The 25934-nt window shown below is 70.4% G+C and carries 29 protein-coding genes; 24 read left to right on the top strand and 5 right to left on the bottom strand.

All coding sequences use genetic code 11. The features are described 5' to 3' along the window. Positions 1 to 83 precede the first annotated feature (83 nt). The 4 genes from ASC67_RS14475 (at position 84) to ASC67_RS14460 (ending at position 4660) form a co-directional block, all read left to right on the top strand. Positions 84 to 833 carry an electron transfer flavoprotein subunit beta/FixA family protein gene (locus ASC67_RS14475; RefSeq protein ID WP_056322396.1) on the top strand — a complete coding sequence of 250 codons (750 nt, stop codon included), beginning with the start codon at positions 84 to 86 and terminating at the stop codon, positions 831 to 833. An 11-nt stretch (positions 834 to 844) separates the two neighbouring features. Continuing rightward, complete coding sequence (locus ASC67_RS14470; RefSeq protein WP_056322393.1) at positions 845 to 1792, top strand: electron transfer flavoprotein subunit alpha/FixB family protein; 948 nt, start codon at positions 845 to 847, stop codon at positions 1790 to 1792. A 97-nt stretch (positions 1793 to 1889) separates the two neighbouring features. Then, positions 1890 to 3680 (top strand): acyl-CoA dehydrogenase, encoded by a 1791-nt coding sequence (locus tag ASC67_RS14465; RefSeq protein ID WP_056322390.1) that lies wholly within the window; start codon positions 1890 to 1892, stop codon positions 3678 to 3680. Between the two features lie 14 nt (positions 3681 to 3694). After that, positions 3695 to 4660: a nitronate monooxygenase family protein gene (locus tag ASC67_RS14460; protein WP_056322386.1), complete on the top strand. Its 966-nt coding sequence runs from the start codon at positions 3695 to 3697 to the stop codon at positions 4658 to 4660. Positions 4661 to 4673: 13 nt separating this feature from the next. Here ASC67_RS14460 and ASC67_RS14455 read toward each other — a convergent pair whose 3' ends face one another. Beyond that, positions 4674 to 5132 carry an FKBP-type peptidyl-prolyl cis-trans isomerase gene (locus tag ASC67_RS14455; RefSeq protein WP_235566342.1) on the bottom strand — a complete coding sequence of 153 codons (459 nt, stop codon included), beginning with the start codon at positions 5130 to 5132 and terminating at the stop codon, positions 4674 to 4676. A gap of 177 nt (positions 5133 to 5309) precedes the next feature. On the opposite strand from ASC67_RS14455, the gene ASC67_RS14450 reads away from it, so the two are divergent. From ASC67_RS14450 to ASC67_RS14410, 9 genes are all read left to right on the top strand, one after another. Next, positions 5310 to 7694, top strand: a complete 2385-nt coding sequence (locus ASC67_RS14450) for an alkaline phosphatase D family protein (RefSeq protein WP_056322383.1) — start codon at positions 5310 to 5312, stop codon at positions 7692 to 7694. A 9-nt stretch (positions 7695 to 7703) separates the two neighbouring features. Further along, positions 7704 to 8066 (top strand): hypothetical protein, encoded by a 363-nt coding sequence (locus ASC67_RS14445; protein ID WP_056322379.1) that lies wholly within the window; start codon positions 7704 to 7706, stop codon positions 8064 to 8066. A gap of 194 nt (positions 8067 to 8260) precedes the next feature. Next, a complete protein-coding gene (locus ASC67_RS14440) occupies positions 8261 to 8482 on the top strand; it encodes a hypothetical protein (RefSeq protein ID WP_056322375.1) in 222 nt (73 codons plus the stop codon). A gap of 396 nt (positions 8483 to 8878) precedes the next feature. Next, positions 8879 to 9970 carry an amine dehydrogenase large subunit gene (locus ASC67_RS14435; RefSeq protein WP_056322371.1) on the top strand — a complete coding sequence of 364 codons (1092 nt, stop codon included), beginning with the start codon at positions 8879 to 8881 and terminating at the stop codon, positions 9968 to 9970. A gap of 54 nt (positions 9971 to 10024) precedes the next feature. After that, on the top strand, positions 10025 to 10639 hold the full coding sequence (locus tag ASC67_RS14430; protein ID WP_056322367.1) for a LysE family translocator: 615 nt from the start codon (positions 10025 to 10027) through the stop codon (positions 10637 to 10639). Between the two features lie 121 nt (positions 10640 to 10760). Next, positions 10761 to 11462: a DUF6781 family protein gene (locus ASC67_RS14425; RefSeq protein WP_056322363.1), complete on the top strand. Its 702-nt coding sequence runs from the start codon at positions 10761 to 10763 to the stop codon at positions 11460 to 11462. 20 nt (positions 11463 to 11482) lie between these two features. Then, entirely contained in the window at positions 11483 to 11689 is a 207-nt protein-coding gene (locus ASC67_RS14420) for a dodecin (protein WP_011828904.1), read from the top strand. Positions 11690 to 11715: 26 nt separating this feature from the next. Beyond that, positions 11716 to 12021 (top strand): hypothetical protein, encoded by a 306-nt coding sequence (locus ASC67_RS14415; protein ID WP_056322360.1) that lies wholly within the window; start codon positions 11716 to 11718, stop codon positions 12019 to 12021. Between the two features lie 61 nt (positions 12022 to 12082). Next, positions 12083 to 13609: a M48 family metalloprotease gene (locus ASC67_RS14410; RefSeq protein WP_235566341.1), complete on the top strand. Its 1527-nt coding sequence runs from the start codon at positions 12083 to 12085 to the stop codon at positions 13607 to 13609. 15 nt (positions 13610 to 13624) lie between these two features. On the opposite strand, the gene ASC67_RS14405 is transcribed toward ASC67_RS14410, so the two are convergent. After that, positions 13625 to 13918 (bottom strand): YkvA family protein, encoded by a 294-nt coding sequence (locus ASC67_RS14405; protein WP_056322356.1) that lies wholly within the window; start codon positions 13916 to 13918, stop codon positions 13625 to 13627. 147 nt (positions 13919 to 14065) lie between these two features. On the opposite strand from ASC67_RS14405, the gene ASC67_RS14400 reads away from it, so the two are divergent. Beyond that, positions 14066 to 14410 (top strand): hypothetical protein, encoded by a 345-nt coding sequence (locus ASC67_RS14400; RefSeq protein WP_156466781.1) that lies wholly within the window; start codon positions 14066 to 14068, stop codon positions 14408 to 14410. Positions 14411 to 14478: 68 nt separating this feature from the next. Then, complete coding sequence (locus tag ASC67_RS14395) at positions 14479 to 15411, top strand: aldo/keto reductase (protein WP_235566339.1); 933 nt, start codon at positions 14479 to 14481, stop codon at positions 15409 to 15411. Between the two features lie 12 nt (positions 15412 to 15423). Here ASC67_RS14395 and ASC67_RS14390 read toward each other — a convergent pair whose 3' ends face one another. Then, positions 15424 to 15732 (bottom strand): hypothetical protein, encoded by a 309-nt coding sequence (locus tag ASC67_RS14390; protein ID WP_056322349.1) that lies wholly within the window; start codon positions 15730 to 15732, stop codon positions 15424 to 15426. A 96-nt stretch (positions 15733 to 15828) separates the two neighbouring features. Continuing rightward, a complete protein-coding gene (locus ASC67_RS14385) occupies positions 15829 to 16758 on the bottom strand; it encodes a LysR family transcriptional regulator (RefSeq protein WP_056322346.1) in 930 nt (309 codons plus the stop codon). 147 nt (positions 16759 to 16905) lie between these two features. Here ASC67_RS14385 and ASC67_RS14380 point away from each other — a divergent pair, with 147 nt between their 5' ends. Both ASC67_RS14380 and ASC67_RS14375 read left to right on the top strand, forming a co-directional pair. Then, a complete protein-coding gene (locus ASC67_RS14380; RefSeq protein ID WP_056322342.1) occupies positions 16906 to 17682 on the top strand; it encodes an SDR family NAD(P)-dependent oxidoreductase in 777 nt (258 codons plus the stop codon). A 137-nt stretch (positions 17683 to 17819) separates the two neighbouring features. After that, on the top strand, positions 17820 to 19061 hold the full coding sequence (locus ASC67_RS14375; RefSeq protein ID WP_056322337.1) for a hypothetical protein: 1242 nt from the start codon (positions 17820 to 17822) through the stop codon (positions 19059 to 19061). On the opposite strand, the gene ASC67_RS14370 is transcribed toward ASC67_RS14375, so the two are convergent. Further along, positions 19030 to 20859 (bottom strand): glutamine--tRNA ligase/YqeY domain fusion protein, encoded by a 1830-nt coding sequence (locus tag ASC67_RS14370; RefSeq protein WP_056322334.1) that lies wholly within the window; start codon positions 20857 to 20859, stop codon positions 19030 to 19032. The genes ASC67_RS14375 and ASC67_RS14370 overlap by 32 nt on opposite strands. A gap of 193 nt (positions 20860 to 21052) precedes the next feature. Here ASC67_RS14370 and ASC67_RS14365 point away from each other — a divergent pair, with 193 nt between their 5' ends. From ASC67_RS14365 to ASC67_RS14340, 7 genes are all read left to right on the top strand, one after another. Beyond that, a complete protein-coding gene (locus tag ASC67_RS14365) occupies positions 21053 to 21451 on the top strand; it encodes a hypothetical protein (RefSeq protein WP_056322329.1) in 399 nt (132 codons plus the stop codon). Between the two features lie 167 nt (positions 21452 to 21618). Further along, complete coding sequence (locus ASC67_RS14360; RefSeq protein WP_156466780.1) at positions 21619 to 21924, top strand: phosphopantetheine-binding protein; 306 nt, start codon at positions 21619 to 21621, stop codon at positions 21922 to 21924. 16 nt (positions 21925 to 21940) lie between these two features. Then, positions 21941 to 22585 carry a hypothetical protein gene (locus tag ASC67_RS14355; RefSeq protein WP_056322322.1) on the top strand — a complete coding sequence of 215 codons (645 nt, stop codon included), beginning with the start codon at positions 21941 to 21943 and terminating at the stop codon, positions 22583 to 22585. Positions 22586 to 22599: 14 nt separating this feature from the next. Continuing rightward, positions 22600 to 23982 carry an AMP-binding protein gene (locus tag ASC67_RS14350; RefSeq protein WP_235566338.1) on the top strand — a complete coding sequence of 461 codons (1383 nt, stop codon included), beginning with the start codon at positions 22600 to 22602 and terminating at the stop codon, positions 23980 to 23982. Then, on the top strand, positions 23979 to 24299 hold the full coding sequence (locus ASC67_RS21065; protein WP_235566337.1) for a 3-hydroxyacyl-ACP dehydratase: 321 nt from the start codon (positions 23979 to 23981) through the stop codon (positions 24297 to 24299). The genes ASC67_RS14350 and ASC67_RS21065 overlap by 4 nt, the downstream gene beginning before the upstream one ends. After that, on the top strand, positions 24296 to 25261 hold the full coding sequence (locus ASC67_RS14345) for an acyl-CoA synthetase (RefSeq protein ID WP_056322318.1): 966 nt from the start codon (positions 24296 to 24298) through the stop codon (positions 25259 to 25261). Before ASC67_RS21065 ends, ASC67_RS14345 begins: the two co-directional genes overlap by 4 nt. Beyond that, positions 25227 to 25883: a LolA-related protein gene (locus tag ASC67_RS14340; protein ID WP_056322315.1), complete on the top strand. Its 657-nt coding sequence runs from the start codon at positions 25227 to 25229 to the stop codon at positions 25881 to 25883. Before ASC67_RS14345 ends, ASC67_RS14340 begins: the two co-directional genes overlap by 35 nt. Positions 25884 to 25934 lie beyond the last annotated feature (51 nt).

The following is a 25934-nucleotide window of genomic DNA, read 5'->3' as shown; positions in this document are numbered from 1 at the left end:
TTTCTAGGGGCGACATCCCGGACTCGTCGGGCGTCCTCCATAGAATCGCAGCGCAGGTTTGCATCAATCCCGGAGAAGATCGAATGAAGGCACTGGTCGCCGTGAAGCGCGTGGTGGACTACAACGTGAAGGTTCGCGTGAAGAGCGACGGCACGGGAGTGGACACCGCGAACGTCAAGATGAGCATGAACCCGTTCGACGAGATTGCGGTCGAAGAGGCAGTGAGGCTCAAGGAGAAGGGTGTGGTCAGCGAAGTGATCGCCGTCTCCTGCGGCGTCACCCAGTGCCAGGAGACTCTGCGCACCGCGATGGCCATCGGCGCCGACCGCGCCATCCTCGTCGAGTGCACCGAAGAGCTCCAGCCGCTGGCGGTGGCCAAGCTCCTGAAGGCCCTGGCCGACAAGGAACAGCCCCAGCTCGTCATCCTCGGCAAGCAGGCCATCGACGACGACTGCAACCAGACCGGCCAGATGCTCGCCGCGCTCGCCGGCTGGCCCCAGGCCACCTTCGCCAGCAAGGTCGAGATCGCCGACGGCCGCGCCCAGGTCACCCGTGAAGTCGACGGCGGCCTGGAGACCCTCTCCATCGCCCTGCCGGCCGTCATCACCACCGACCTGCGCCTCAACGAGCCACGCTACGTCACCCTGCCCAACATCATGAAGGCCAAGAAGAAGACCCTCGAGGTCCTCAAGCCGGCCGACCTGGGCGTCGACGTCACCCCGCGCCTCAAGACCCTCAAGGTCAGCGAGCCGCCCAAGCGCGGCGCCGGCATCAAGGTGCCCGACGTTGCCACCCTGGTGGCCAAGCTCAAGAACGAAGCCAAGGTGATCTGAGGACCCCCACCATGACCGCCATCCTTGTCATCGCCGAACACGAACACGCCCAGCTCAAGGGCGCCACCCTCAACACCGTCAGCGCCGCCACCGACATCGCCAAATTCACCGGCGGCGAAGTCCACCTGCTGGTGGCCGGCCACCAGGCCGGCGACGCCGCGAAGCACGCCGCGCAGATCCAGGGTGTCACCAAGGTCCTGCACGCCGACGCCCCGCAGCTCGAGGAACAGCTGGCCGAGAACATCGCCGCCCAGGTGCTCGCCATCGCCGCCGGCTACGGCCACATCCTGTTCCCCGCCACCGCGCACGGCAAGAACGTCGCCCCGCGCGTGGCCGCGCTGCTCGACGTCGCCCAGCTCTCCGACGTCACCAAGGTCGACGGCGCCGACACCTTCGAGCGCCCGATCTACGCCGGCAACGCCATCGCCATCCAGCAGAGTTCGGACAAGATCTTGGTGCTCACCGTGCGCACCACCGGCTTCGATGCGGCCGCCGCCCAGGGTGGCAGCGCCCCGATCGAGAGCCTGAGCCCGGTGGCCGACAGCGGCAGCAGCCGCTTCGTTGGCCGCGAAGTGACCAAGAGCGACCGGCCCGAGCTCACCGCGGCCAAGATCATCGTCAGCGGCGGGCGGGCGCTGGGCAGTAGCGACAAGTTCAACGAAGTGCTCATGCCGTTGGCCGACAAGCTCGGTGCGGCGCTGGGGGCCAGCCGTGCGGCGGTGGACGCCGGCTACGCGCCCAACGACTGGCAGGTCGGGCAGACCGGCAAGATCGTGGCGCCCAGCCTGTACATCGCCGCGGGGATCTCCGGGGCCATCCAGCACTTGGCGGGCATGAAGGACTCCAAGGTGATCGTCGCGATCAACAAGGACCCCGAGGCCCCGATCTTCAGCGTCGCCGACTACGGCCTCGAGGCCGACCTGTTCGACGCCGTGCCCGAGTTGGTCAAGCAGCTCTGAGGCCGATCGTCCCCAACCCCATCCGAGCGCCTCGACGTTTCCAGCGTCCGGGCGCTTTTTTGAGCCGACAGAAGCTCGACCCTCCAGGAGACAAGTCATGAGTTACCAGGCCCCCGTCAAGGACATGCTGTTCTGCATGCAGGAACTCGCCGCTCTCGAGGAAGTGGCCAGGCTGCCGGGCTTCGAGGACGCCGGCATCGACACGGCCCAGGCCGTGCTCGAGGAATGCGCCAAGTTCAACGAAGGGGTGGTGGCGCCGCTCAACTGGGAAGGCGACAAGCAGCCGTCGTCGTGGAAGGACGGCCGTGTCACGACGACGCCGGGCTTCAAGGAGGCCTTCCGCCAGTTCGTCGAGGGCGGCTGGCAGGGGCTGCAGCACTCGGCCGACTTCGGCGGCCAGGGACTGCCCAAGACCATCGGCTCGGCCTGCGGCGAGATGCTCAACAGCGCCAACCTCAGCTTCGCGCTGTGCCCCTTGCTGACCGACGGCTGCATCGAGGCGCTGCTGACCGCCGGCTCTCCGGAGCAGCAGCAGACCTACATCCCGAAGATGATCTCCGGCCAGTGGACCGGCACGATGAACCTGACCGAGCCGCAGGCCGGTTCCGACCTCGCGCTGGTGCGCACGCGCGCCGAGCCGCAGCCCGACGGCAGCTACAAGCTGTTCGGCACCAAGATCTTCATCACCTACGGTGAGCACGACATGGCCGAGAACATCGTCCATCTGGTGCTGGCCCGCGTCAGCGGCGCACCGGAGGGCGTGAAGGGCATCTCGCTGTTCATCGTGCCCAAGTTCATCGCCAAGCCCGACGGCTCGCTCGGCGAACGCAACGACGTGCATTGCGTCAGCATCGAGCACAAGCTCGGCATCAAGGCCAGCCCGACGGCGGTGCTGCAGTACGGCGACCATGGTGGCGCGGTGGGCCATCTGGTCGGCCAGGAGAACCGCGGCCTCGAGTACATGTTCATCATGATGAACGCGGCCCGCTACGCCGTCGGCGTGCAGGGCATCGCGGTCGCGGAGCGCGCCTACCAGAAGGCCGTGGCCTACGCGAAGGACCGCGTGCAGAGCCGCCCGGTCGACGGCTCGGTGCGCGGCAGCGCCGCCATCATCCACCACCCCGACGTGCGCCGCATGCTGATGACGATGCGCTCCCACACCGAAGGCTGCCGCGCGATGGCGATCGTCGCCGCGGCCGCCTACGACGCGGCGCATGCCCACCCCGATGCCGAGGTGCGGGCACAGAACGAGGCCTTCTACGAGTTCATGGTGCCGCTGGTCAAGGGCTACAGCACCGAGATGAGCGTCGAGGTCGCGAGCCTGGGCGTGCAGGTGCACGGCGGCATGGGCTACATCGAGGAGACCGGCGCGGCGCAGTACTACCGTGACGCCAAGATCCTGACCATCTACGAGGGCACGACGGCGATCCAGGCCAACGACCTGGTGGGCCGCAAGACCGCGCGCGACGGCGGTGGCACCGCGAAGGCGATCGCGGCCCAGGTCGCCCGCACCGAGGCCGAGCTCGCGGCGCGCGACAGCGTCGCGGCCCGTGCCGTGCTCAAGCGCCTGACAGCGGCGCGCATGGCCTTCGAGCAGGTGGTCGATTTCGTCGCCGGCCACACCAAGGCCAGCCCGAACGCGGTGTTCGCCGGCAGCGTGCCCTACCTGATGCTGGCCGGCAGCCTGATGGCCGGCTGGCAGCTCGCGCGTGCGCTGCTGGTGGCCGAGACGCGTGCCGCGGCCGGCGACGACGTGGCCTTCATGACCGCCAAGGTGGCCACGGCACGCTTCTATGCCGAGCACCAGCTGAGCAAGTTGCCGGGCCTGCGCGACAGCATCGTCGAGGGGGCCGACTCGGTCACCGCGCTGGCGCTCGACGCGTTCTGAGCCGCGGGTCCTCCATGGCGCTGCCGCCCATCCTGCAGAAGCTGCCGCTGCCGATCATCGGAGCGCCGCTGTTCATCATCAGCAACCCCCGGCTCGTGATCGAGCAATGCAAGGCCGGCGTCGTCGGCTCGATGCCGGCGCTCAACGCGCGGCCGGCCACTCAGCTGGACGACTGGCTGGCCGAGATCACCGAGGCGCTGGCGGCGCACGACCGCGCGCATCCCGATCGTCCAGCCGCGCCGTTCGCGATCAACCAGATCGTGCACCGGAGCAACGACCGCCTCGAGCACGACATGGCGGTGTGCGCGAAGTACAAGGTGCCGATCGTCATCACCTCGCTCGGTGCGCGCACCGACATCAACGACGCGGTGCATGCCTGGGGTGGCGTGGTGCTGCACGACGTGATCAACAACGCCTTCGCGCACAAGGCGATCGAGAAGGGCGCCGATGGCCTGATCGCGGTGGCGGCCGGTGCCGGCGGCCACGCGGGCGTGAAGAGCCCGTTCGCCCTGGTGCAGGAGATCCGCCAGTGGTTCGACGGCCCGGTGGCGCTCAGCGGTGCCATCGCGCACGGCGGCGCGGTGCTCGCGGCGCGCGCGATGGGAGCCGACTTCGCCTATGTCGGCTCGGCCTTCATCGCCACGGAGGAGGCCCGCGCGGTCGAGGGCTACAAGCAAGCCATCGTCGACGGCAGCTCGGACGACATCGTCTACAGCAACCTCTTCACCGGCGTGCACGGCAACTACCTGAAGGGCTCGATCCGCAGCGCTGGCCTCGACCCGGACGCGCTGCCCGAGAGCGACCCGAGCGCGATGAACTTCGGTGCGGCGCTGAACGACAGCGGGCCGAAGAAGGCCTGGAAGGACATCTGGGGCTGCGGCCAGGGCATCGGCGCGGTGACGCAGGTCGTGCCGGCCCGCCTGCTGGTCGAGCGGCTGGCGCGCGAGTACCGCGACGCGCAGTCACGCATCGCGGCCTGAGCCCTGGGCGCGCTCAGCGCGCGTTCAGCCCCAGCAATTCGACCTCGAACACCAGCGTCGCATTCGGCGGGATCAGGCCACCGCCGGCGCCGCTGGGGCCGTACGCGATGTCGGACGGGCAGGTCAGCTTGGCGCGGCCACCGACCTTCATGCGCTGCACGCCCTCGGTCCAGCAGGGGATCACGCGGTTGAGCGGGAACTCGATGGGTTCGCCGCGCTTGTAGGAGCTGTCGAACTCGCGGCCATCGGTGAGCTTGCCGCTGTAGTGCACCTTCACCACGTCGGTCGGGCGCGGGCTGCCGCCGCTGCCATCCTTCAGCGACCGGTACACCAGGCCGCTGGGCGTCACCACCGCGCCCGCCTCCTTGGCGGCGCTGGCCAGCGCGTCTGACTGGGCGTGGGCCGTCAGGCTGCCGAGCGCCAGCAGGCCACCGATCAGCAACGCGGGGAAGTTCGAGGTCGGTTTCGTCACGGGCGGCTCCGGCAGCAAGGGGATGAGGCGGCGGATCATGCCCGCGTCGCCGTGCCTGCGCAAACGCGCGGTCATGCGCGACTTCACTCTAGGGGCTGGGGCCGTAATCCTCTTCGCGGCATACCGGGCCGGGCGCACACTCGCGCCCGGTGCTTCCGCTGCGAACGAGGTGTCGCCATGCTGACGGCTCGCGTGCAACTGTTCGAGTTTCTCGATGCCCTGCCGCTGGCGGGCAGCCAGGCGCAACTGCGGGTGAGGGTGGCAGGGCAGTGGATGGTCCGCGTGCAGGTGCCGCCGATCGAGGGCGAACCGCACCCGCATGGCCCTCCGGAGTTCGTGGAAGAACTTCGCCCCGATTTCTCGCGCGCCGTCACCGTCGAAGGCAGCGGCATGACCGGGCTTGACGGTCGTGCGCTCATCGAGCTGTCGCTCGATGCGGCCGTGGCCGCCGTGCGGCGGCAGCGCAAGGGCGGCAAGTCGCCGGTGTCGCTGGCCTTCGACCAGTCGCTGAGCGCCGATGCCTTCGGGGTCTCGCTGCCCTGGAGCCCGCGGGTGCAGGCGGTCGGGCTCGGCCCCGACGCGATGATCGACCGCACGCTGGTGATCGACGTCGCCAAGTCCATCGTGGGCGACACCTCGGCGGTCCACACCACGCTGTGGTTCCAGCTGCACGGCGCGCCGGCGGCCGGGGACCGCCATGTGTGCGAGCTGCGCACGGTCGGCAGCAACCAGCCCGCGCGACGCCTGGGCCTGCGCTTTGATGCCGCCCGGGCGCAGACCGCCACCACAGTCTTCCTCGGCCTGCAGCCCGCCACGCGCTATGCCTACCTGCTGATCGCCGTGCGCGCCGACCACAGCGAACACGTGCTGACGCAAGGCCGGCTGCGCACGCTGCCGGCCGACCCGCAGCGGCTGAGCCTGGCCTTCGGTTCCTGCCATCTGCCCAGCGGTCCGGCGGCGCTCGGGCGCTGGCAGACGCTGGCGCGCCGCGACGACCACGACCTGCTGTTCCTGATCGGCGACCAGATCTACGGCGACGGCATCGAGAAGCAGTTCCCCGACACCGACAGCTGGCTGGAGCGCTACATCCGCCGCTACAACCAGCTCTGGGCCTACCAGCCGATGCGCGACGCGATGCGTAGCCGGCCCACCTACATGAGCCTCGACGACCACGAGGTGGTCGACGACTGGGGAACCGATCGGCCGAAGAGCGAGCCGGCCAAAAGCGAGTTCGAGGCGCGCGAGCGCGACGGCGTCGAGGCCTACCGCATCTTCCAGCAGGCCCACAACCCGGGCGGCTACGGCGCGCCCCGCTTCGACTACCACTACCGCCGCGGCCCGGCGGCCTTCTACTTCACCGACAGCCGCAGCGCGCGCGGACGCAGCGCCGCCTACCCGGTCATGGGCTCGGCCCAGCTCAACCGCATGCGTGCGTGGTCGCGGTCGGCCGAGGTGCGCGAGGCCGACCTGGTGTTCGTCGTCGTGCCGGTGCCGCCGGCCATCCTGCCGATTGCCGAGATCGAGAAATGGGCCAGCCTCGCCGCGCCGGTGGTCGGCGCGGCCGGCGGCTCGCTGGCCGGGGCCATCGCTGGCGGCATCCTGGGCGGCATCGGCGGCTTCATCGTCGGCGGGCCGGCCGGCGCGGCGGCGGGTGCGGCGCTGGGGGCCGAGATCGGCGCGGGCACCGGCGCCGTGGTCGGTGCGGTCGGCGCCAGCGCGTATTACGAGCACCTCGAGGACACCATCCAGGACCCCGACGTGCGCGACGCCTGGACCTACGACAAGAACCTGCCCGATCTCGTGCGCCTGATGGACCTGCTGTTCGACGTCGCCAACGACATCGACGCGCAGGGCCGGCCCGGCCCGCGGCCCAAGGGCGTGTTCATCCTCAGCGGCGACTACCACTTCGGCGCGATCCACCTCGTGCGCTCCACACGCAAGTCGGGCGCACACGACCACCGCAACAACCCGGCGATGGTGCAGATCACCAGCTCCTCGATCTCCAAGGACGCGGTCAACATGCCCGAGTTCGAGACCATCATCCGCGCCGTCGAGTCGGGCGGCGAGTTCCCGCTCGACGGCGACCACTACCGAGCGAAGTTCGTCGGTCGGCTGATGCAGCGCAACTTCGGCCGCGTGGCCTACGAGCGCAGCGGCCCGGGCCGGCGCTACCGCATGCAGATGTACGTGGAGGGCGACAGCGACGCGCTAGCCGAGCTGTTCGAGATCGATCTGGACGCCCGGCCGGTCACGATGCGCAACCTGGTCGGCGAACTGCTGGCCGCGCGCGGCCGCATCACGCTGCTTCGCGTGCACGACATCGGCGGCGGCTACGGCCCGCCCTCCGACCGCATCGACGGCGAGGTGATCATCACGCTCGACAGCGAGCCCGGCCGGGCCTTCGGCTTCCAGCTGCGTCGCGACGCCTCGCTGGCGCTGCGACAGCGTCTGCTGGGCCTGCTGCGCGACGCCTTCAACCACAACCGCACGGTCGCCATCGACTATCTGCGGACCGGCCAGCACAACGGCACGCTGATCCGTGCCAGCGCACTCAACCCCTAGGAGAACGGCATGGGACTCGAGACCAAGAGCGGCAAGATCGTGCTGTTGCGCGTCAACGAGGTCGGCGACGTGTTCGGTCCGGCCAACGACAACATGCAGGTCGAGGTCGTGGTGCAACTCGACAGCCACGTCGCCGGCGCGGCATCGGGCTTCAAGCTGCGCACCGACGGCAGCCAGCCGGTGCGCCAGGGCATGCTCGACCTGCTGCGTGATGCCTTCAACCACGGCTGGCGCGTCGGCTTCGATCACCAGATCGCCGCCGGCAAGACCAAGGGCATCATCGTGCGCGTCTGGCTCACCAAGGACCCCCCCCAAACGACTGGCGGCACCCTCGTGAGCGGCCCCTTGCTCGGCACGGTGGTGATGCGCTGACGCCCGGCGGCGAGGGCCTGGCCCAGAGCGCGCAGGGCGTCGACCGGCAAGCGCGTCGGTGCGTTTCCTACAGAGGGTGCAGCCGCTGGCCGACCCCCGGCTTGGGTGGTGAGCTACGGCGCCTGCGTGCCGTTGCGCCTAAGCTGTTCTCATCGCCACTGCCGATGCATGCAGCACCGATGGGAGCCCGCACCATGAGCACCGCCTTGTCCCTTGCCGCCGCCGGCACCAGCTACGAGTTGCGCTTCGACTCCATGTTCGTCGCCGGCCGCGGGCTGTCCTTCCCCTGCGACGCCAGCGGCTGTGTCGACCTCGATCGCCTGAGCGAGCGCGCGCGCCACAACTACCTGTATGCACGCGCTGTGGTCGGGCGCGAGTTCCTGACGCCGGCCGTCTGCTGCCGCGCGCTGCACTGAGACCGACGAAGGCGGCGTAGGACGCCGCCGACATCGAGCTTCGGCCACTGGCTACCGCTCTGGCGGCCGGAGCTCGCCAAGCTTCTGACAACCTGCGTCGCTCGCGACCGAGCACGACACCGACGGTCAGGACTCTACGTCGAGGGCCACGACCGAATTCTTCGATGACCGCAGCGAGAAGTCGCTGAACCCGCTCCAGCCTCGAGCCGGCCCGGCGCCTATCACAAAGCGCGGCGCGCGTGACGGCCGTCGGCACCGTCGAGCGAACGTCGGGAAGTTTTCCCGGGCGTCGAATTTGCTGCTTGAGGGAAACTCTCCCGCCTGTCACGCATCCCACGCAGGCGCGGATTCGCCGCAGGCGCCGCGTTTCGAACGACAACCGAGGAGACCTTACGCATGAAATTCCATCGCCCGCGTGGTGCCACGCTGCTGCCTGCCTTCGCGATCTCGCTGGTCGTCGGCCTCCAGGGCCCGGCGCTCGCAGCCGGCGAAGCCGGCCTGGCCTACGTCAGCAACCAGAACGGCGAACTGTCGGTGATCGACCTCGCCACGATGGAAGTCACCAACGAATTCAGCAGCCCGGGCAAGGAGCCGCGCGGCCTCGGCGTCACTGCCGACGGCAAGCTGCTGGTCACGGCGAACCGCGCGGATGGCAACATCTCGGTGATCGACCGCGAGACCGGCAAGCTGCTGAGCACCATCGCGATCGGAAAGAACCCCGAGTTCGTGCGCACCCGCGGCCAGATGGCCTTCGTGTCCTTCGAGCCGGCCTCCGACGGCAAGCCGCCGCCGAAGCCGGGCTCGCCGGAGGCGATGGCTGCCGAGAAGGCCAAGGACGACGACGACGAAAGCCCCGCCTATGTCGCCGTGGTCGACCTGAAGGCCGGCAAGGTGCTGCGGCGCATCCGCGGTGGTCTCGAGACCGAGGGCATCGAGTTCTCGGCCGACGGCAAGCACATCCTCGTGACCAACGAGGAAGACGACAACATCACGGTCCACAACATCGCCACCGGGAAGAAGGTCAAGACCGTCGATGTCAAGCCGTATGGCGATCGGCCGCGTGGCATCAAGCGCGCGCCGGACGGCAAGTCCTATGTGGCCACCATCGAGCACGGCAACACGCTGGTGGTGATGGACGACAAGTACAAGGTCGTCAAGTCGGTGCCGACCGGCGACACGCCGTACGGGCTGGCCTTCGACCGCAGCGGCGAGCGCCTGTTCGTGGCCAACGCGAAGAGCAAGACGCTGCAGGTCTACAACGCCAAGACCTACGAGACCCTCAAGACCATCCCGACCGGCGAGCGCTGCTGGCACTTCACCTTTACCCCCGACGACAAGCAGATCCTGATCGCCTGCGGTCGTTCGAACGAGGTGGTGGTGATCGACGCTGTGACGCTGGACGCCACCAAGCGCATCGCCGACAAGAAGCTGCCCTGGGGCATAGTCACGTATCCCAAGTCGGTCGGAAGCCTCGACTGGCCGGAGTGAGCGGCTCCCGCTGGTTCGGGTCGCCGTGCGCGACCTGAACCGCGGAGGTGAATCATGCTCGGAGTGGCCGACTACGGCGCGTTCGTTATCACGGTGATCGTCTTCCTGGCGATCCCGGGGCCCGGCAATCTGGCGCTGATCACCTCCACCGGCAAGGGTGGGCTGCGCGGCGGCTTCGCCGCGACTCTGGGCGTCATCGCCGGCGACCAGGTGCTGATGTGGCTGGCGGTGGCCGGCGTCGCGGCCCTGCTGCAGGCCGCGCCGCTGGTGTTCGGGGCGGTGCAGTGGCTGGGCGCCGCCTACCTGGCCTACATCGGCTACCGGCTGATCACCAGCCGGCCCGGCGACGCGCCGGTGGTCCAGATCCTGCCGCGGCACTATTTCCGCCAGGCCTGCGCGATCACTCTGCTCAATCCCAAGGCCATCGTGTTCTACATGGCCTTCTTCCCGCTGTTCGTCGATCCGGCGCGCCACCAGGGCCTGCCGACCTTCGGTCTGATGGCGGCGACGATCGCCGCACTGACCTTCCTCTACGGCGCCATCGTGGTGCTGCTGACGCACCGGCTGGCCGACCGGCTCCGGGCCAGCCCGCGCATGACGAAGGCGCTGGAGCGGTTGGCGGGCACGCTGCTGATCGGTTTCGGCGTCAAGCTGGTGTTGAGCAAGTAGTCCGCTCCAGCGGGCGGGCGGCGCGCGGCCGACCCCTTGCCGAAGAAGCCTATTGCGTCGCCGGTACAACGGCGGTATCAATGCAGCATTCCCATCGCTCGCCAACCACCGAGGAGACTGCATGGCCACCAAGACCGGGATCGACCAGGAAGCGCTGATCACGATGTTCTCGCAGGCCAGCGCCAAGCAGGGCGAGGCGCTGCGCCAGGCCGTCAGCGAGACCACGCTGCGCGCCCTGCAGGGGCGCGAGCTGACGCTGAAGAACATCCGCGGCGTGCTGAAGACCGTGACCGAAGCCGCCTCCACCGGCGCGGCCCAGCACGGCGGCAAGCCAGCCGAGGTGGAGGCACTGCTCAGCTCGGCGATCGACGGCATGGACACGGCCCTGCTGCAGGCCGTCGAGGCCAACCGCCGAGCGCTGCAGCAGTTCCTCGACCAGGGTGCCGACCTGCAGCAGGGCGGCATCAAGAGCGCGCTGAGTGACCTGGAGAAGCTGGAGAACACCTTCTTCAGCAGCGTCAGCAAGGCGGCCCAGACGGCCGGCGCGCCGCTCCAGGGGCCGTGGACGCAGGTTCTGGACTCGATGAAGCTCAAAGGCACCGACAGCGGCGCGCAGGCGGCGCAGACGGTCGAGCAACTGCTCTCGCAGACGCAGACGGCGATGCGCGACGGCCGGGCCATGAGCCTGCGCGCCGGCAAGGCGTTGATGGACAGCTATGCCGCCCTGGTGAGCGGGGTGCTGATCGGCATGTCCGAAGGCCTGCAGCGCGGCGGCAAGGACGCCGGCGAAGGGCGTGCCGCGCCTTCCTCGCGCAAGCGCTGAGCCGACTCGGGAGCAACGTCATGACCGACCATGTCTACAAGACCATCGAGCTGACCGGCTCGTCGAAGAAGGGTATCGAGCCCGCCGTGCAGAACGCCATCGCGAAGGCACACGAGACCGTGCGCAATATCCAGTGGTTCGAGGTCACCGAGACGCGCGGTCACGTCGTCAAGGGCAAGGTGGCGCACTGGCAGGTGTCGCTGAAGGTGGGCTTCACGCTCGATTAGGTCTCAGGTCTGGTGGGGTAGGCGGTATGGAACTGGCGTTGATCGATCGGGTCTTGGCGGGAATCGCACTCGCCATCTGCGTCGTGCTGCTGCTGCGCCTGGTGGCCGGTGCACGGCGCCGCGACCGTTTCGACGCCGCCGCGCGGCGCGCCTGGCGGGCCGGCCGCCAGCGCGCGGTGGCGCTGTGGCGCTGGCCGGGCCAGCGCCGGGCGGCGGCCCGCGCGGCCGACGAGATCATCCGCCGCGCCGCGCGCCGCGACGCCGACCAGGACGGCAACGTGATCCGTCCCAAGGCCTTCCACGAAGGCCGCGGGCCGCGCAAGCCGCACTGAGCCCGCCGGTGCGCCGGCCGTCGGCGCCCGATCCGCCGCGGTCGGTACGGCTGGTGGCAACATGGCCGCGTTCCCCGCCGTCTCGCCGACGGCCACCGACGGAGATTTCTCGACGATGCGACAGCTGTTCCTGCCCCTGCTGCTGGCCACCGGCCTGCTGGCCTCGTGCGCCACGGTGGTGAACCCGGTCACCGGCCGCGAGGAGCGCACGGTGATGAGCGAGGAGGCCGAGATCGCCGAGGGCAAGAAGGCCCACCAGCAGGTGCTGGCCGAGTACGGCGCCTATGACGACGCCAAGGTCCAGGCCTATGTCGACGACCTGGGCCAGCGCCTCGCGAAGCAGTCGCACCGTGCCAACCTGCAGTGGACCTTCACGGTGCTCGACAGCCCCGAGATCAACGCCTTCGCGCTGCCCGGCGGCTACGTCTATGTGACGCGCGGGATCATGGCCTACATGGAAAGCGAGGCCGATCTGGCCGGCGTCATCGGCCACGAGATCGGCCACGTGACGGCGCGCCACGGCGCGCAGCGTGCCACGCGCCAGCAGACCGCCGGCATCGGCGTGCTGGCCGCCAGCGTGCTGGGCGCCGTGCTGGGCGTGGGCGACGTGGCGAGCCAGGTCTCGCAGAGCGTGGCCGCCGGCTACGTGGCCTCGTACAGCCGCGAGCAGGAGCTGCAGGCCGACCAGCTGGGCGCCGAGTACCTGTCACGCAACCGCTACGACCCGCAGAACATGGTCGACGTGATCCGGGTGCTCAAGCGCCAGGAGCAGTTCGCCGCCGACCAGGCCAAGGCCGAAGGCCGAACGCCGCGCCAGGGCGGCGACTGGCTGGCCTCGCACCCGAGCAACGAGCAGCGCCTGCAGCAGATCACGCAGATCGCCGCCGGCTACAAGGGCAGCGGCTACGTCGACGACGGGCGCACCCGCTATTTGCAGGCCGTCAACGGCCTGCCGTTCGGCGACAGCCGCGAGCAGGGCGTGACGCGCGGGCGCAATTTCTATCACGAGCCGCTGGGCATCGCGCTCACGGCGCCGCAGGGCTGGAAGATCCAGAACGCGCAGGATGCCGTGACGGTGGTCAACGCGGCCGGCGATGCGGGGCTCATCATGCAGACCGTGCCCGACAAGGCCGGCAAGACCCACGAAGAGATCATCCGCAACGTCATCAAGCCGAGCCAGGGACGCACCGAGCCGCTCACGCTGAACGGCCTGAGCGCCACCCATTTCGTCGGCGCGCGCCAGAACCAGCAGGGCCAGACGCAGAACGTCGAGGCGACGCTGGTGACCGGTCCGGGCGCGAAGAACTACGCGCTGCTGTACGCGGGAAAGAACGCCGCCGCATTGCAGAACGCCCGCCCGCAGCTGCGCGAAGCCGAAGGCTCGTTCCGCGCGCTCACCGCCGCCGACCGCAGCGCAGCCCGGCCGTGGGCGCTGAAGTCCGTCGCCTATCCGCGCGGCGGCTTCGCCGAGCTGGCCCGGCGCTCGCCGATCAGCAGCAACGCAGAGCAGCAGCTGCGCCTGATCAACGGCCTCTACGGCGCGACCGACGAGCCCAAGGCCGGCCAGTTGGTGAAGGTGGTGGAGTAGGGTAGGGCGGGCGCTTCAGCCTGCCGCGTCGACCGTCCCGGCGGCGCGCCGCTCGGCATGCTCTCGCACCCCCGTGGGCAGGCGCTTGAGCATGAAGCGGATGGCCAGCGGCACCAGCACCAGGTCGTCGACCACGCCGAAGAAGGGCACGACGTCGGGGATCAGGTCCAGCGGCGAGAACAGGTAGAGCACCACCATCGCCGTGCCCGCCTTCAACCACAGTGGTGCAGCCGGGTGGCGCAGCGCGTACCAGAGCTGGCGCGCGTCCCCGCGCACCGCGAGCCACAGCACCGACAGACGTTTCCACATTGCAGCACCTCCGGGTCATCCGCATCGCTCGGCGAGCGACGACCCTGGCAGTTGCGGCCCGCGGCGCCGAAACTCAAGGGGCTGCCGCCAGAATGTCGACCGATTCCCCCGCGGGGAACCCTGGGGCCTCTCGCGTATCAGACACCGATGACCATGACGAACGACTGGATCGAAGCCCTGAACCGCAGCCTGCGCGGGGCCGTCTCCCTGGTGCTGAAGATGGCGCTGACCCTTGCGGGCCTGGTGTTCATGCTCGGCGTGGTGGTGCTCGGCCTCACCCTCGGCGCGGTGCTGGTGGTGTGGGCGCTGCTGCAAGGCAAGCGGCCCCGGGCCGTGCGCTTCGGCCGTCACCCCGGCGCCGACTGGAACCGCTTCCGCGCGGCCGCCGCAGCGCGGCGCTCGCCGGGGGCTCGCGCCGACGTGCCGTCGCGCGGCGAGGTCGTCGACGTGGAAGTGCGCGAGATCGCCGACCCGCGGCCGCGCGGCGACTGACGGACGGCCAGCGCTCGGCCCAAGACGGCCACGGCGCCGCGAACCGTCCAGCCCGGAGGCACAGCGCGATGGACCGCCGAGTGTTCCTGGCTCAGGCGGGTGCGGGTGCCGTTGCGGCGACCGTGCTGCCGCCCGTCATGGCCGCTGCGGCGCAAGCCGGGCTTCCTGTGCTCACCCGACCCATCGCCCGCAGCGGCGAGCGGGTGCCGGTGGTGGGCATGGGCACCTGGCTCAGCTTCGACGTGTCGCCGGGCGATGCCGAGGCGCTGGCGCGGCGCGGCCAGGTGCTGGCGCGTTTCTTCGCCGGCGGCGGGCGCCTGATCGACTCCTCGCCGATGTACGGCCACGCCGAGGCCGTGCTGGGTGCCTTGCTGCCGGCACTGCCGCAGCCGAAGGCGCTGTTCAGCGCCACCAAGGTCTGGACGCCGATCGGCAGCTATGGCCCCACGCAGATGCAGCGCTCGCTCGACCTGTGGGGGCTGCCGCGCTGCGACCTGATGCAGGTGCACAACCTGCTGAACTGGTCGGCCCACCTGCCGACGCTGCGTCGCTGGCGCGCCGAAGGCCGGGTGCGCCACCTCGGCCTGACCACCTCGCACGGCAACAAGCACGACACGGTGCGCGAACTGCTCGACAGCGAGCGCGACCTCGACACACTGCAGATCACCTACAACCCCGCCGACCGACGCGCCGAGCCATTGATGCGCCTGGCCGCCGCCCGCGGCATGGCCGTCGTGCTGAACCGTCCGTTCGACGGCGGCAGCGTGCCGCGCCGGCTGCGCAACGAGCCGCTGCCGCCGTTCGCCGCCGAACTGGGCTGCAGCGCCTGGGCGCCGCTGGTGCTGAAGTGGGAACTGGTGCACCCGGCGGTGAGCTGCGTGATCCCGGCCACCACCGACCCGGATCACATGGCGCAGAACCTCGAGGCGCTGCGCGGGCCGATGCCGGATGATCGCCAGCACGCCGCGCTGACGGCCGTGTTCGACCGCGTGTTCGGCTAGGGCCGGTCGACGCTAGCCGGGCGTCGAGGCGTCGCCGTCCTCGCCGCCGTGGGCCAGGGCCTGGCGCGCCAGCTCCTCTTCGCTGAGCTCGGGCGCAGCCTCCAGCGCGGCCAGTTCCTCCAGCATCTCGGGCGTGGCTTCGGCGTTGCCGAGCAGCACGTCCTCGAGCGTGGGGTGGGCCACCGGAATCTCATCGTGGTCCTCGGGCGAAGGGTGCACGACGCTGCGGTCGAGTGCCGGCAGGCGGGCCGCGGCGAGTTCGAGCTGCTGGTCGATCAGCTTGGAGAAGTTGCCGTCGTCGGGCAGGGTGGTGGTGCTCATAGCGGGCCTCCTTGCGGTCGGGTCGACGCACCGATCATGCGCCTGCGGGCGGGGTCTTTCCGTCGGGGTTGCCCTCGATGCGCGCGGCATGTGACTTCATGGCGGGACCGTGCCGATCGGGACGAGGTGAGGCTGCAGGATCTCGGCCACCCAGGCCATGAAGGCCTGCACCCGCTGGGGCAGGTGGCGGCGGTGCGCGTACAGCAGCGAGACCGGCAGCGGCGCGGCGCGCCAGGCCGGCAGCACCTCGACGAGCTGGCCGTCCGCGAACAGCCGTCGCACCGCGGCCTCCGGCACCTGGATCATCCCCAGCCCGGCCAGACAGGCGGCCAGGTAGGCCTCGGAATTGTTCACGCTCAGCGGCCCGGGCATCGGCAGGAAACGGGTCTGCGGGCCGGCGGCCTCGTCCACGTACTCGAAGCCTGCCGAGCGCGCGCCCAGCGTCGGCACGTAGTGCACCAGCCGATGCCGGGGCAGATCGTCCAGCGTGACGGGGATGCCATGCGTGGCGACATAGCCCGGGCTCACGCAGTTGACCATCCGGTAGTGGCCCAGCGGGCGCGCGACCAGGCTCGAGTCGACCAGGCTGCCCGCGCGCAGCACGCAGTCGAAACCTTCGCGCACCACGTCGACGCGGCGGTCGGTGCTGCTCAGCTCGACCTCCAGCGCCGGGTGCGCCGCCATGAACTCCGGCAGCCGTGGCACGACGATGTTGCGCGCCGCGCCCAGCGGCATGTCGATCCGCAGCCGTCCGCGCAGCGCCGACGGCGCCGGCCGGAACATCGTCTGCAGTTCCTCCACGTCGGCGAGCATGTCCTTGCAGCGCTCGTAGAACGCCAGCCCGTCCTGGGTCATGTGCACGCGCCGCGTCGTGCGGTGCAGCAGGCGCGTGCCGAGCACCGCCTCGAGCCGCTGCACCGCCGCGGAGACGCTGGCCTTGGGCAGGCCCAGGCTCTGCGCGGCCTGGGTGAAGCTGGCCAGTTCGGCCACGCGGGCGTAGACGCCCATTTCCTGGAGCAGGCTCATGCTGTGGACTCTACTGTTCGTTTTATAGGGACAGTCTAGCTAACTAAGGCGTATTTATCTTATTGATTTGCCTCAATAAAGTGAAGGGATCGGATCAGGCGCCATCCGGCCCCGACTGCAACGTCTCTCTTCACGACAGGAGTTCTCATGAACAGCCCCCCCATCCCCACCGGCAAGATCGCTCTCGTGACGGGCGGCAGCCGCGGCCTCGGCCGCAATGCCGCGCTCCAGCTCGCCGCCCGCGGCGTGGACGTGATCCTCACCTACCGCAGCCGCCGCGACGAGGCCGACGCCGTGGTGGCCGAGATCGAGCGCCAAGGCACCCGCGCGGTGGCGCTGCCGCTCGACGTGGCCGACAGCGCGTCCTTCGCCGGCTTCGCCGCCGCGGTGCGCGAGCAGCTCGCCGGCCGCTGGCAGAGGGGGCACTTCGACCATCTGGTCAACAACGCCGGTATCGGTATCCATGCGTCCTTCGCAGAGACCACCGAGGCGCAGTTCGACGAGCTGATGAACATCCAGCTCAAGGGCCCGTTCTTCCTGACGCAGGCACTGCTGCCCTTGCTGGCCGACGGCGGGCGCATCGTCAACATCTCCACCGGCCTGACGCGCTTCGCGCTGCCCGGCTACGCAGCCTATGCGGCGATGAAGGGCGCGGTGGAGGTGCTGACGCGCTACCAGGCCAAGGAACTGGGCGCACGCGGCATCGCCGTCAACGTGGTGGCGCCCGGCGCGATCGAGACCGACTTCGGCGGCGGCGCGGTGCGCGACCGCAAGGACCTCAATGCCTACATCGCCTCTCAGACCGCGCTGGGTCGCGTGGGGCGGCCCGACGACATCGGCCGGGTGATCGCGGCGCTGCTGTCGGACGACAACGGCTGGGTCAACGCGCAGCGCATCGAGGCCTCGGGCGGCATGTTCCTGTGAGGCGCCGGCCCGGACGCCCGGGCCGGCGGCGCATCGAGGCTGCGGGAGTGCCCGGAGGCGGTCCGCTTGGGTAAGCTCTGCGCGCCGGTGCTCCACCGGCCCCCACATGCGCCCGCCCCGGGCGCGACAAGCTCACGATGAACAGCGACAGCCCACGCCCCTCCGTGCCTGCCGGCGCCGCGCTCTACATCGCGGTGGTGCAGTTCCTGTTCGTCACCACCTGGACCCTCTACGTTCTCTTCCTGCCGCGTCTGCTCGAGTCCGCCGGGCTGCCCGCAGCGTGGACGCCGTGGATCCTGCTGCTCGACCAGGTGGTGTTCCTGGTCGCCGACGTGGCCAGCGGCGTCTTCGCCGACCGGGTGCAGCGCACGCTCGGCCGCATCGGGCCCTGGATCGTCGGGGCAACGGCGGTTTCCTGCGTCGCCTTCCTGCTGCTGCCACATGCCGTGCGGCTGGGTGGCGCAGCGCCACTGCTGGCGCTCGGACTGACCGTGGTGTGGACTCTCACCTCGTCGGCACTGCGGGCGCCACCCTGGGTGCTGCTCGGCAAGTACGCCGCGCGGCCGGCGCTGCCTTGGCTGAACGCGCTGACGCTGGTCGGTCTGGCCGCCGGCGGAGCCACCGCACCCTTCCTCGGCGTGGTGCTGAGGGACGTCGATCCGCGCCTGCCGTTCGCGATCTCCAGCCTGACGCTGCTGGCGGCGACGGCAGGCATCATCCACCTGGAGCGCAGTCTGGCGCGGCGGTCGACCGCAGCGGCGACCGCCACCGCGCCGACACAGCCACAGGCGCCGCGGGTGCTGGACGCGCGTCAAACCGCGTGGATGGTCGGCATCCTGATGCTGGCCGCAGCCTTCCAGTCCCATGTCTCGCTCAATGCCGCGGCGCAGTACCTGCGCTTCGTCCGGCCGGCTGCGCTGGAATTGCTGATGCCGCTGTTCTGGGTCGGCTTCGGCGTGGCCATGGTGGCCGGTGGCGCGCTGTGCAGGCGCCACGGCGCTCTGGCGCTGATGGCCTCGGCCGCGCTGGTGGGGGCGGGCAGTGCACTGGCGGCCGCGAACGCCGGGTCGCTGCCGCTGCTGATCGCGGCGCAGATCGTTGCCGGCGCAGCCTGGGGCGGCATGCTGGTGGCGATGTTCTCGTCGGCCGCGGACCTGGGGCGCAGCGGACGGGAAGGGCTGGCGCTCGGCACGATGTTCGCCATGCTCGCGCTCGCCGCGATCGCCCGCATCGGCGCGGTGCTTGCGGGCTGGCCCACGAGCGCCGCGATGGCGCCGGCAATGGCCTGGTTGCCGGTGGCGCTGTGGGGCGCCGGCGGCGTGCTCATCGGACTGCTCGCGCGGCGAGCTACCTGGCCCAGGAGTCCTTCAGGCCGGTGATCCGGTTGAACACCGGCTGGGCCGGCTGGTGCGCACCGGCGTCCGCCACGAAGTAGCCGTGCCGCTCGATCTGCAGCCGCGCGTCGGCCGCCACGTGCGCGAGCGAGGGCTCGACGTAGCCGGTCACGACCCGCTTGCTCTGCGGGTTCAGCACCGTCAAGAAGTCGCGCCCGCCGGCGTCGGGTTGCGCCTCGGTGAACAGGCGGTCGTACAGCCGCACTTCGGCCGGCACGGCCTCGTGCACGCCCACCCAGGTGATCGTTCCCTTGACCTTCACCGCGTCGGCGCCGGGCGTGCCGCTCTTGGTGTCCGGCACCACCGTGGCGAGCACGGCGTTCGGCGTGCCGTCGGCGTCCTTCTCGCAGCCGGTGCACTCGACCACCACGCCGTACTTCAGCCGCACCTTGTTGCCGGGGAAGAGGCGGAAGAAGCCCTTCGGCGGCGACTCCGCAAAGTCGTCGCGTTCGATCCAAACCTCGGGGCCGAGCGTGAACGCTCGCGTGCCCAGTTCGGGCAGGTGAGGGTGGGCCGGCGCGTGGCAGGGCTCCAGGTGGTCGGCGCTGCCGAACACCTCGGCCCAGTTCGTGAGCTTGAGCTTCAACGGATCGAGGACAGCCATCGCGCGCGGTGCCTTGCCTTCCAGGTCGTCGCGCAGCGCGGCGTCGAGCGTGGCGTAGTCGATCCAGCTGTAGTCCTTGCTGACGCCGATGCGCTCGCAGAACAGCTGGATGCTCTCGGGCGTGTAGCCACGCCGGCGCAGGCCCACAAGGGTGGGCATGCGCGGGTCGTCCCAGCCGTCGACATGGCCCTCGTCCACCAGTTGCTTGAGCTTGCGCTTGCTGGTGACCACGTAGGTCAGGTTGAGCCGTGCGAACTCGTGCTGGTGCGGGCGCGGCTGCGCCAGCAGGCCCAGCGTGCACAGCGTGTCGAGCAGCCAGTCGTAGAACGGGCGCTGGTCCTCGAACTCCAGCGTGCAGATGCTGTGGGTGATGCCCTCCAGCGCGTCCTCGATCGGATGCGCGTAGGTGTACATCGGGTAGATGCACCAGGTGTCGCCGGTGTTGTGGTGCGTCGCGCGCTTGATGCGGTAGATGGCCGGGTCGCGCAGGTTGATGTTGGGCGAGGCCATGTCGATCCGGGCACGCAGCACCGCGGCGCCGTCTGCGAGCTCGCCGTCGCGCATGGCCCGAAAACGCGTCAGGTTCTCGGCCGGCGTGCGGCTGCGGAACGGGCTGTCGGTGCCGGGCGTGTTGAAGTCGCCGCGGGTGGCGCGCATCTGCTCGGCGGTCTGCTCGTCCACGTAGGCGTAGCCGGCCGCGATCAGGGCCTCTGCCGCGCGGTACATGAAGTCGAAGTAGTCGCTGGCGTAGTACAGGTGGTTCACCAACGTCTCCGGGCGGGCGGGATCGCGGCCCTGCCAGTCGAAGCCGAGCCACTTGACCGCGTCGACGATGGCGTCGACGTACTCCTGCTCTTCCTTCTCGGGATTGGTGTCGTCGAAGCGCAGGTGACACACACCGCCGTAATCGCGCGCCAGCCCGAAGTTCAGGCAGATGCTCTTGGCGTGGCCCACGTGCAGGTAGCCGTTGGGCTCGGGCGGGAAGCGGGTGCGGATCTTCGCGGCGTCGGGCGGCGCGCCGGCGTGGTGGGCGGCGTCGCCGGGCGATCCGGCGTAGCGTCGGCCGGCATACGTGCCGGCGTCCAGGTCGCGCTCGATGATGCCGCGCAGGAAATTGCCGGGGCGGTGCATCTCGGCGGGAGCGGCGCCCGGGCCGGGCTTCTTGGGAGCGTGGTTCATTGCGGGCGGGAAAGGGAATCGGCCATTCTAAGGAGCGACCTCCTGGCGGCTGCGGGGTGCCGCATTCACAAAACTTCACCCGCTTTCTTGCATCTGGATACGGATCGCTGTGAACCTGTCTGGGGGCTGACCCGTTCATAGCAGTACGGACATGAAAACCTTCCCCTCGGAAGCGTCCTGACAAGGAGACCGTATGAAGCAAGCGATCCGCAAGACCCTGGCCGTCGCCGCACTCGGCCTCGCCGGGCTGGCAGCCACCGGCGCGGCGCATGCCGGCGGTGTGAACTGGCACATCGGCATCAACCTGCCGGGCATCTTCTACCCGGGGCCGCAGGTGGTCTATGCACCGCCGCCGGTCGTCTACGCGCCGCCGCCGGTGGTCTACGCCCCGCCTCCGCCGGTGTACTACCGCCCGGCGCCCATCGTCTACCAGCCGGCGCCGGTCTATGTGCAACCCGGGCCCCGCGGCTACTGGCGCGAAGGCCGCTGGCATGACCACGGTCGTCGCGACGGCTACCGCGACGACCGCCGCGGCCAGGACGGCTACCGCGATCGCAACGGCGACGGTCGGCCGGACCGCTACCGCTACTGACGGCGGGCCGACAGTCTCGGGTCCGGCACCCGTCGGATCGAGACGGGCAGGCTCCGTGGGCGTCCGTGCCCGCGGGGCCTTTTCTTTGCCGGCGGCCGTGCCGCGGGCCCGGCGATCGGCCTCCCTTAGAATTCAGGCCCACAGAGTACGTGTCATCAGGGAGTCGTGTGCCGTCCGTCCAAGTCATCCAGTCCGCTGCCGGTGCTCCGCTGGAAAAGTCCGCGTCGGAGCATGAACTGGCGGTGCTGCTGGTCGAAGCCCTGAATCTCGAGGTCGCACCGGCCGACATCGATCCGAACGCACCGTTGTACGGCGAAGGCCTCGGCCTCGATTCGATCGACATCCTGGAGGTCGCGCTCGAGGTCTCGCGACGCTACGGTTTCCAGTTGCGATCCGACGACGAGAACAACCAGCTGATCTTCCAGTCCTTGCGCAGTCTTGCGACGCATGTCGCCAAGCACCGCAGTACCTGAGAGCCAGAGCCTCGTCATGCCGAACGGGCGCCTCAGTCTCGGGCTGCTGGCGGCAGCGGCCTACGCAGTCCTTTCCCACTGGCTGATGGTTCACGCGGCCAACCAGCCCTGGGCCATCGCGGCGCTGTTCGGCCCGCTGCTGCTGGCGGCGTTGGGCTTCGCGCTGCGGCAGCGCAACGGTCCGCTGCTCGCCGGGCTGGGGTTCGCGCTGCTCGGGCTCTACGGCATCGTCGCGCGCGGTGGCGTCGGCGACGTGAACCGCCTCTACGTGTTGCAGCATGCCGGCATCCATTTCGCGTTGTTCGTCAGTTTCGCGGCCTCGCTGCGGCCAGGGCGTCTGTCGCTGATCGGCGGCGTGGCGCAGCGCGTGCACGGGGGGCTGTCGCCGGAGATGCGGGTCTACACCGGCAAGGTCACGCGCCTGTGGGCCGGCTATTTCCTCGCCATGACGCTGGCGTCGCTGTGCGTCTATGCGCTGGCGCCATGGAGCGTGTGGTCGTTGCTGGCGAACCTGATCACGCCCGCGCTGATCGCCGCGCTGTTCGCCGGTGAACATCTGCTGCGCTACCGCCTGCACCCCGAGTTCGAACGTGCCACGCTGGCCGCGGCCGTGCGCGCCTACAGCCAAAAGCCGGTGAACGGCGACGCAGCGAGGCGATGAGCGAGGAGGCCGCCTTGACGACTGCCCGGCCTGCCCTGCTGCCGCTGATCGAGCGCGCCGACCTCGACGCACCGCTGGCCTGGCGTGGCGGCGTCGCCGTCAGCGGTCGCCAGTTCCTGGCCGATGTGGCTGCCCAGTCGGCGCGCTTGGCGGCCGTCGGCCCGCTGGTCAACCTGTGCGGCGACCGCTATCGCTTCGCGGTCGGCCTGGGCGCGGCGCTGCTGCGCGGCCGGACCAGCCTGTTGCCGCCGAACGCGCTGCCTGACACGCTGGCGCGCCTGCGCCGGTCTGACCCGACGCTCCAGGCCCTGACGGACGACGAAGGCCTCGCCGTCGACGGCGTGCCGCTGCTGCGGGCCGCGACCGACGCGGCGGTGCCGGGCTCGGCGACGGTGCCGTGCATCGCCGCCGACCTGGAAGCCGCCTGCCTGCTGACCTCGGGGTCGACCGGTGAGCCGCAGCCGCATGCGAAATCCTGGGGCGCGCTGGTCGCCAACATCCGTGCCGCGTCGCAGCGCCTCGCCGAGGTGCTGGAGCGCCCCTCGCTGGCTGGTCTGAACGTCGTGGCCACGGTGCCGGCGCAGCACAGCTACGGCTTCGAGTCGAGCGTGCTGCTGGCGCTGCTGGGCGGCGCGGCTTTCGACAGCGCGCGGCCGTTCTACCCGGCCGACATCGTGCAGGCCCTGGCGCGCCTGCCGCGCCCGCGCGCGCTGGTCACCACGCCGTTCCACCTGAAGACCCTGCTGCTGTCCGGCGTGGCGCTGCCGCCGACCGACCTGGTGCTGTGCGCGACCGCGCCGCTGTCGCCGCAGCTCGCGCTGCAGGCTGAGCGCGCCTTCGGCGGGCCGCTGGTCGAGATCTACGGCTGCACCGAGGCCGGGCAGGTGGCGACGCGCCGCACGGTGCATGGCGAGTCATGGCAGACCTTCGGCGCGCTGCGCGTGCACAGCGAAGGCGAGGGAGAGTCCGAGCGCTTCATCGTCGACGGCGGGCACGTTCTGCAGCCGACGCCGCTCGCCGACGTGCTGCAGCTCGACGGCGCGCAGCGCTTCCGGCTGCTCGGGCGTGCCAATGACCTGATCCACGTGGCCGGCAAGCGCAGTTCGCTGGCGCACCTGAACTACCACCTCAACAGCATCGAGGGCGTGGTCGACGGCGCGTTCTGGCTGCCCGAGGACGTCGCCGACGGCGTGGTCCGGCCGGTGGCCTTCGTCGTGGCGCCGGGGTTGAGCGGCGCACGGCTCATCGCGGCCTTGCGTGCACGGCTCGAGGCGGTGTTCGTGCCACGCCGGGTGGTGCATGTCGACGCACTGCCACGCGAGGCGACCGGCAAGCTCACCGCCGGCGCGCTCGCGCAGTTCGCGCAGGCGCGACTCGGCAACCGGGCGGCGCCGTGAGCGACGCCGCCCTGTGCATCACGCGCCGCGTGGCGGCCGACCACCCGGCGTTCGCGGGGCATTTCCCGGGGCAGCCGCTGTGGCCCGGCGTGTTGCTGCTGGCCGAGGTGATGGAGGCCGTGCAGACATCGCCCGGTCTGGCGGCGCGCCTGGGCGAGCGGCCGACGCTGGCGCAGGCGAAGTTCCTGGCGCCGGTCGGCCCCGGCGACGAGTTGGGCATCCTGCTGCACGACGAGCCCCGCGGCCTGCGCTTCGAGGTGCGGCGCGGCGAGGTGCTGGCCGCCAGCGGGCTGCTGCAGCCGGAGACCGCGGCATGAGCGCGGGCTCGCAGACCACCCGCCACCGCGACGAGGTGCCCATCGACTGGACCCGCGAACCCGAGCGCAGCAACGCCTTCGCGCTGCGCGTGATGAGCTGGATCGCGCTGCACGGCGGCCGGCGCATGGCGCGCTGGTTGCTGCATCCCATCACGCTGTATTTCCTGCTGTTCGCGGCCGGGCCGCGGCGGCAGTCGCGCCGCTATCTCGGTCGCGTTCTGGGCCGTCCAGCCCGCCTGTCCGACGCCTACCGGCAGGTGCACGGCTTCGCGTCGACCATCCTCGACCGGGTCTATTTCCTCGGCGGACGCATGGACCTGTTCGACGTGCAGGTGCACGGCGAATCGCTGATCGACGCAACGCTGGCCGACGGGCGCGGCGCCTTCCTGGTGGGCGCGCACCTGGGCAGCTTCGAGGCGCTGCATGTGGTGGGCCGCACGCGCCCGGCGCTGCGCATCGCGATGGTGATGTACCCCGACAACGCCCGCCTCATCAACAGCGCGCTGGCCGCGGTGGCGCCCGACTTCCGCGCCGACATCATCGCGCTCGGCCGCATGGACTCGATGCTGGCGATCCGTGACTGGCTCGACGCCGGCGGCCTGGCCGGCATGCTGGCCGACCGCTCGCTGCCCGAAGGCAGCTCGACCCGGTCGAGCAGCGTCTCGGTTTCCTTTCTCGGGCAGCCCGCCGAGTTCAACGACGGTCCCTTCCGGCTGGCCGCGCTGCTGCGCCGGCGCGTCATCTTCATGGCCGGGCTCTACCTGGGCGGCAACCGCTACGAGGTCCGATTCGCGCCGCTGGCCGACTTCAGCGAGCGCGCCGGCGATCCTGCCGAGCGCGAGCGGCAGATCCGCGAGGCGGTGCAGACCTATGCCACGCGGCTCGAGGCGCTGTGCCGCGAGCACCCCTACAACTGGTTCAACTTCCATGATTTCTGGCGGGAAGATGCGCCACGCCGCTGAACGGCGCCGCTGGCTGAAGCACGCGGGGCAGGCGGCCGCCTGGCTGGCACTGGGGGCCTCCGGCGCCGCGCCGGCCGCGGGGCCGAGTTTCGAACTGCCCGAGCTGATGGCGCTGCTGGCCCGGCGACGCAGTGGCGAGGCGCGATTCACCGAACTGCGACACGTGCAGGGCCTGGACCAGCCGCTCGAGGCCAGCGGCACGCTCAGCTTCGCGGCGCCCGACCGCCTGGCGCGGCACACGCTCCAACCGCGCCCCGAATCGATGGTGGTGGAGGGCAACACGCTCACGCTCACCCGCAGCGGTCGCAGCCGCAGCTTCGCGCTCGACGCGACGCCCGAACTGGTGGCGCTGGTCGAGGCGATGCGTGCCACGCTGACCGGCAATGCGCAGACGCTGACGCGCTACTTTCGCGCTCAGCTGGCCGGCAGCGCGGAGAAGTGGACGCTCGACCTCGTGCCCGCCGACAGCCGGCTGGCGGGCCAGGTGCGCAGCGTTCGCATCGCCGGTCAGCAGGGCGCGCTGTACAGCATCGAGATGCTGCTGGTGGGCGGCGATCGCTCGGTGATGAGCATCGATCCGCTGTCCGCGGGCACGGCCGCCTCGGCACCGGTGCAGCCGTGACGCGGCGCTCCGCGCCGTGGCTGCACCAGCGCAGCTGGCTCGTGCTGCTGC

Source organism: Methylibium sp. Root1272 (assembly GCF_001425905.1).
GTDB lineage: Bacteria > Pseudomonadota > Gammaproteobacteria > Burkholderiales > Burkholderiaceae_C > Methylibium.
This window is presented reverse-complemented; position numbering and strand designations above follow the sequence as displayed.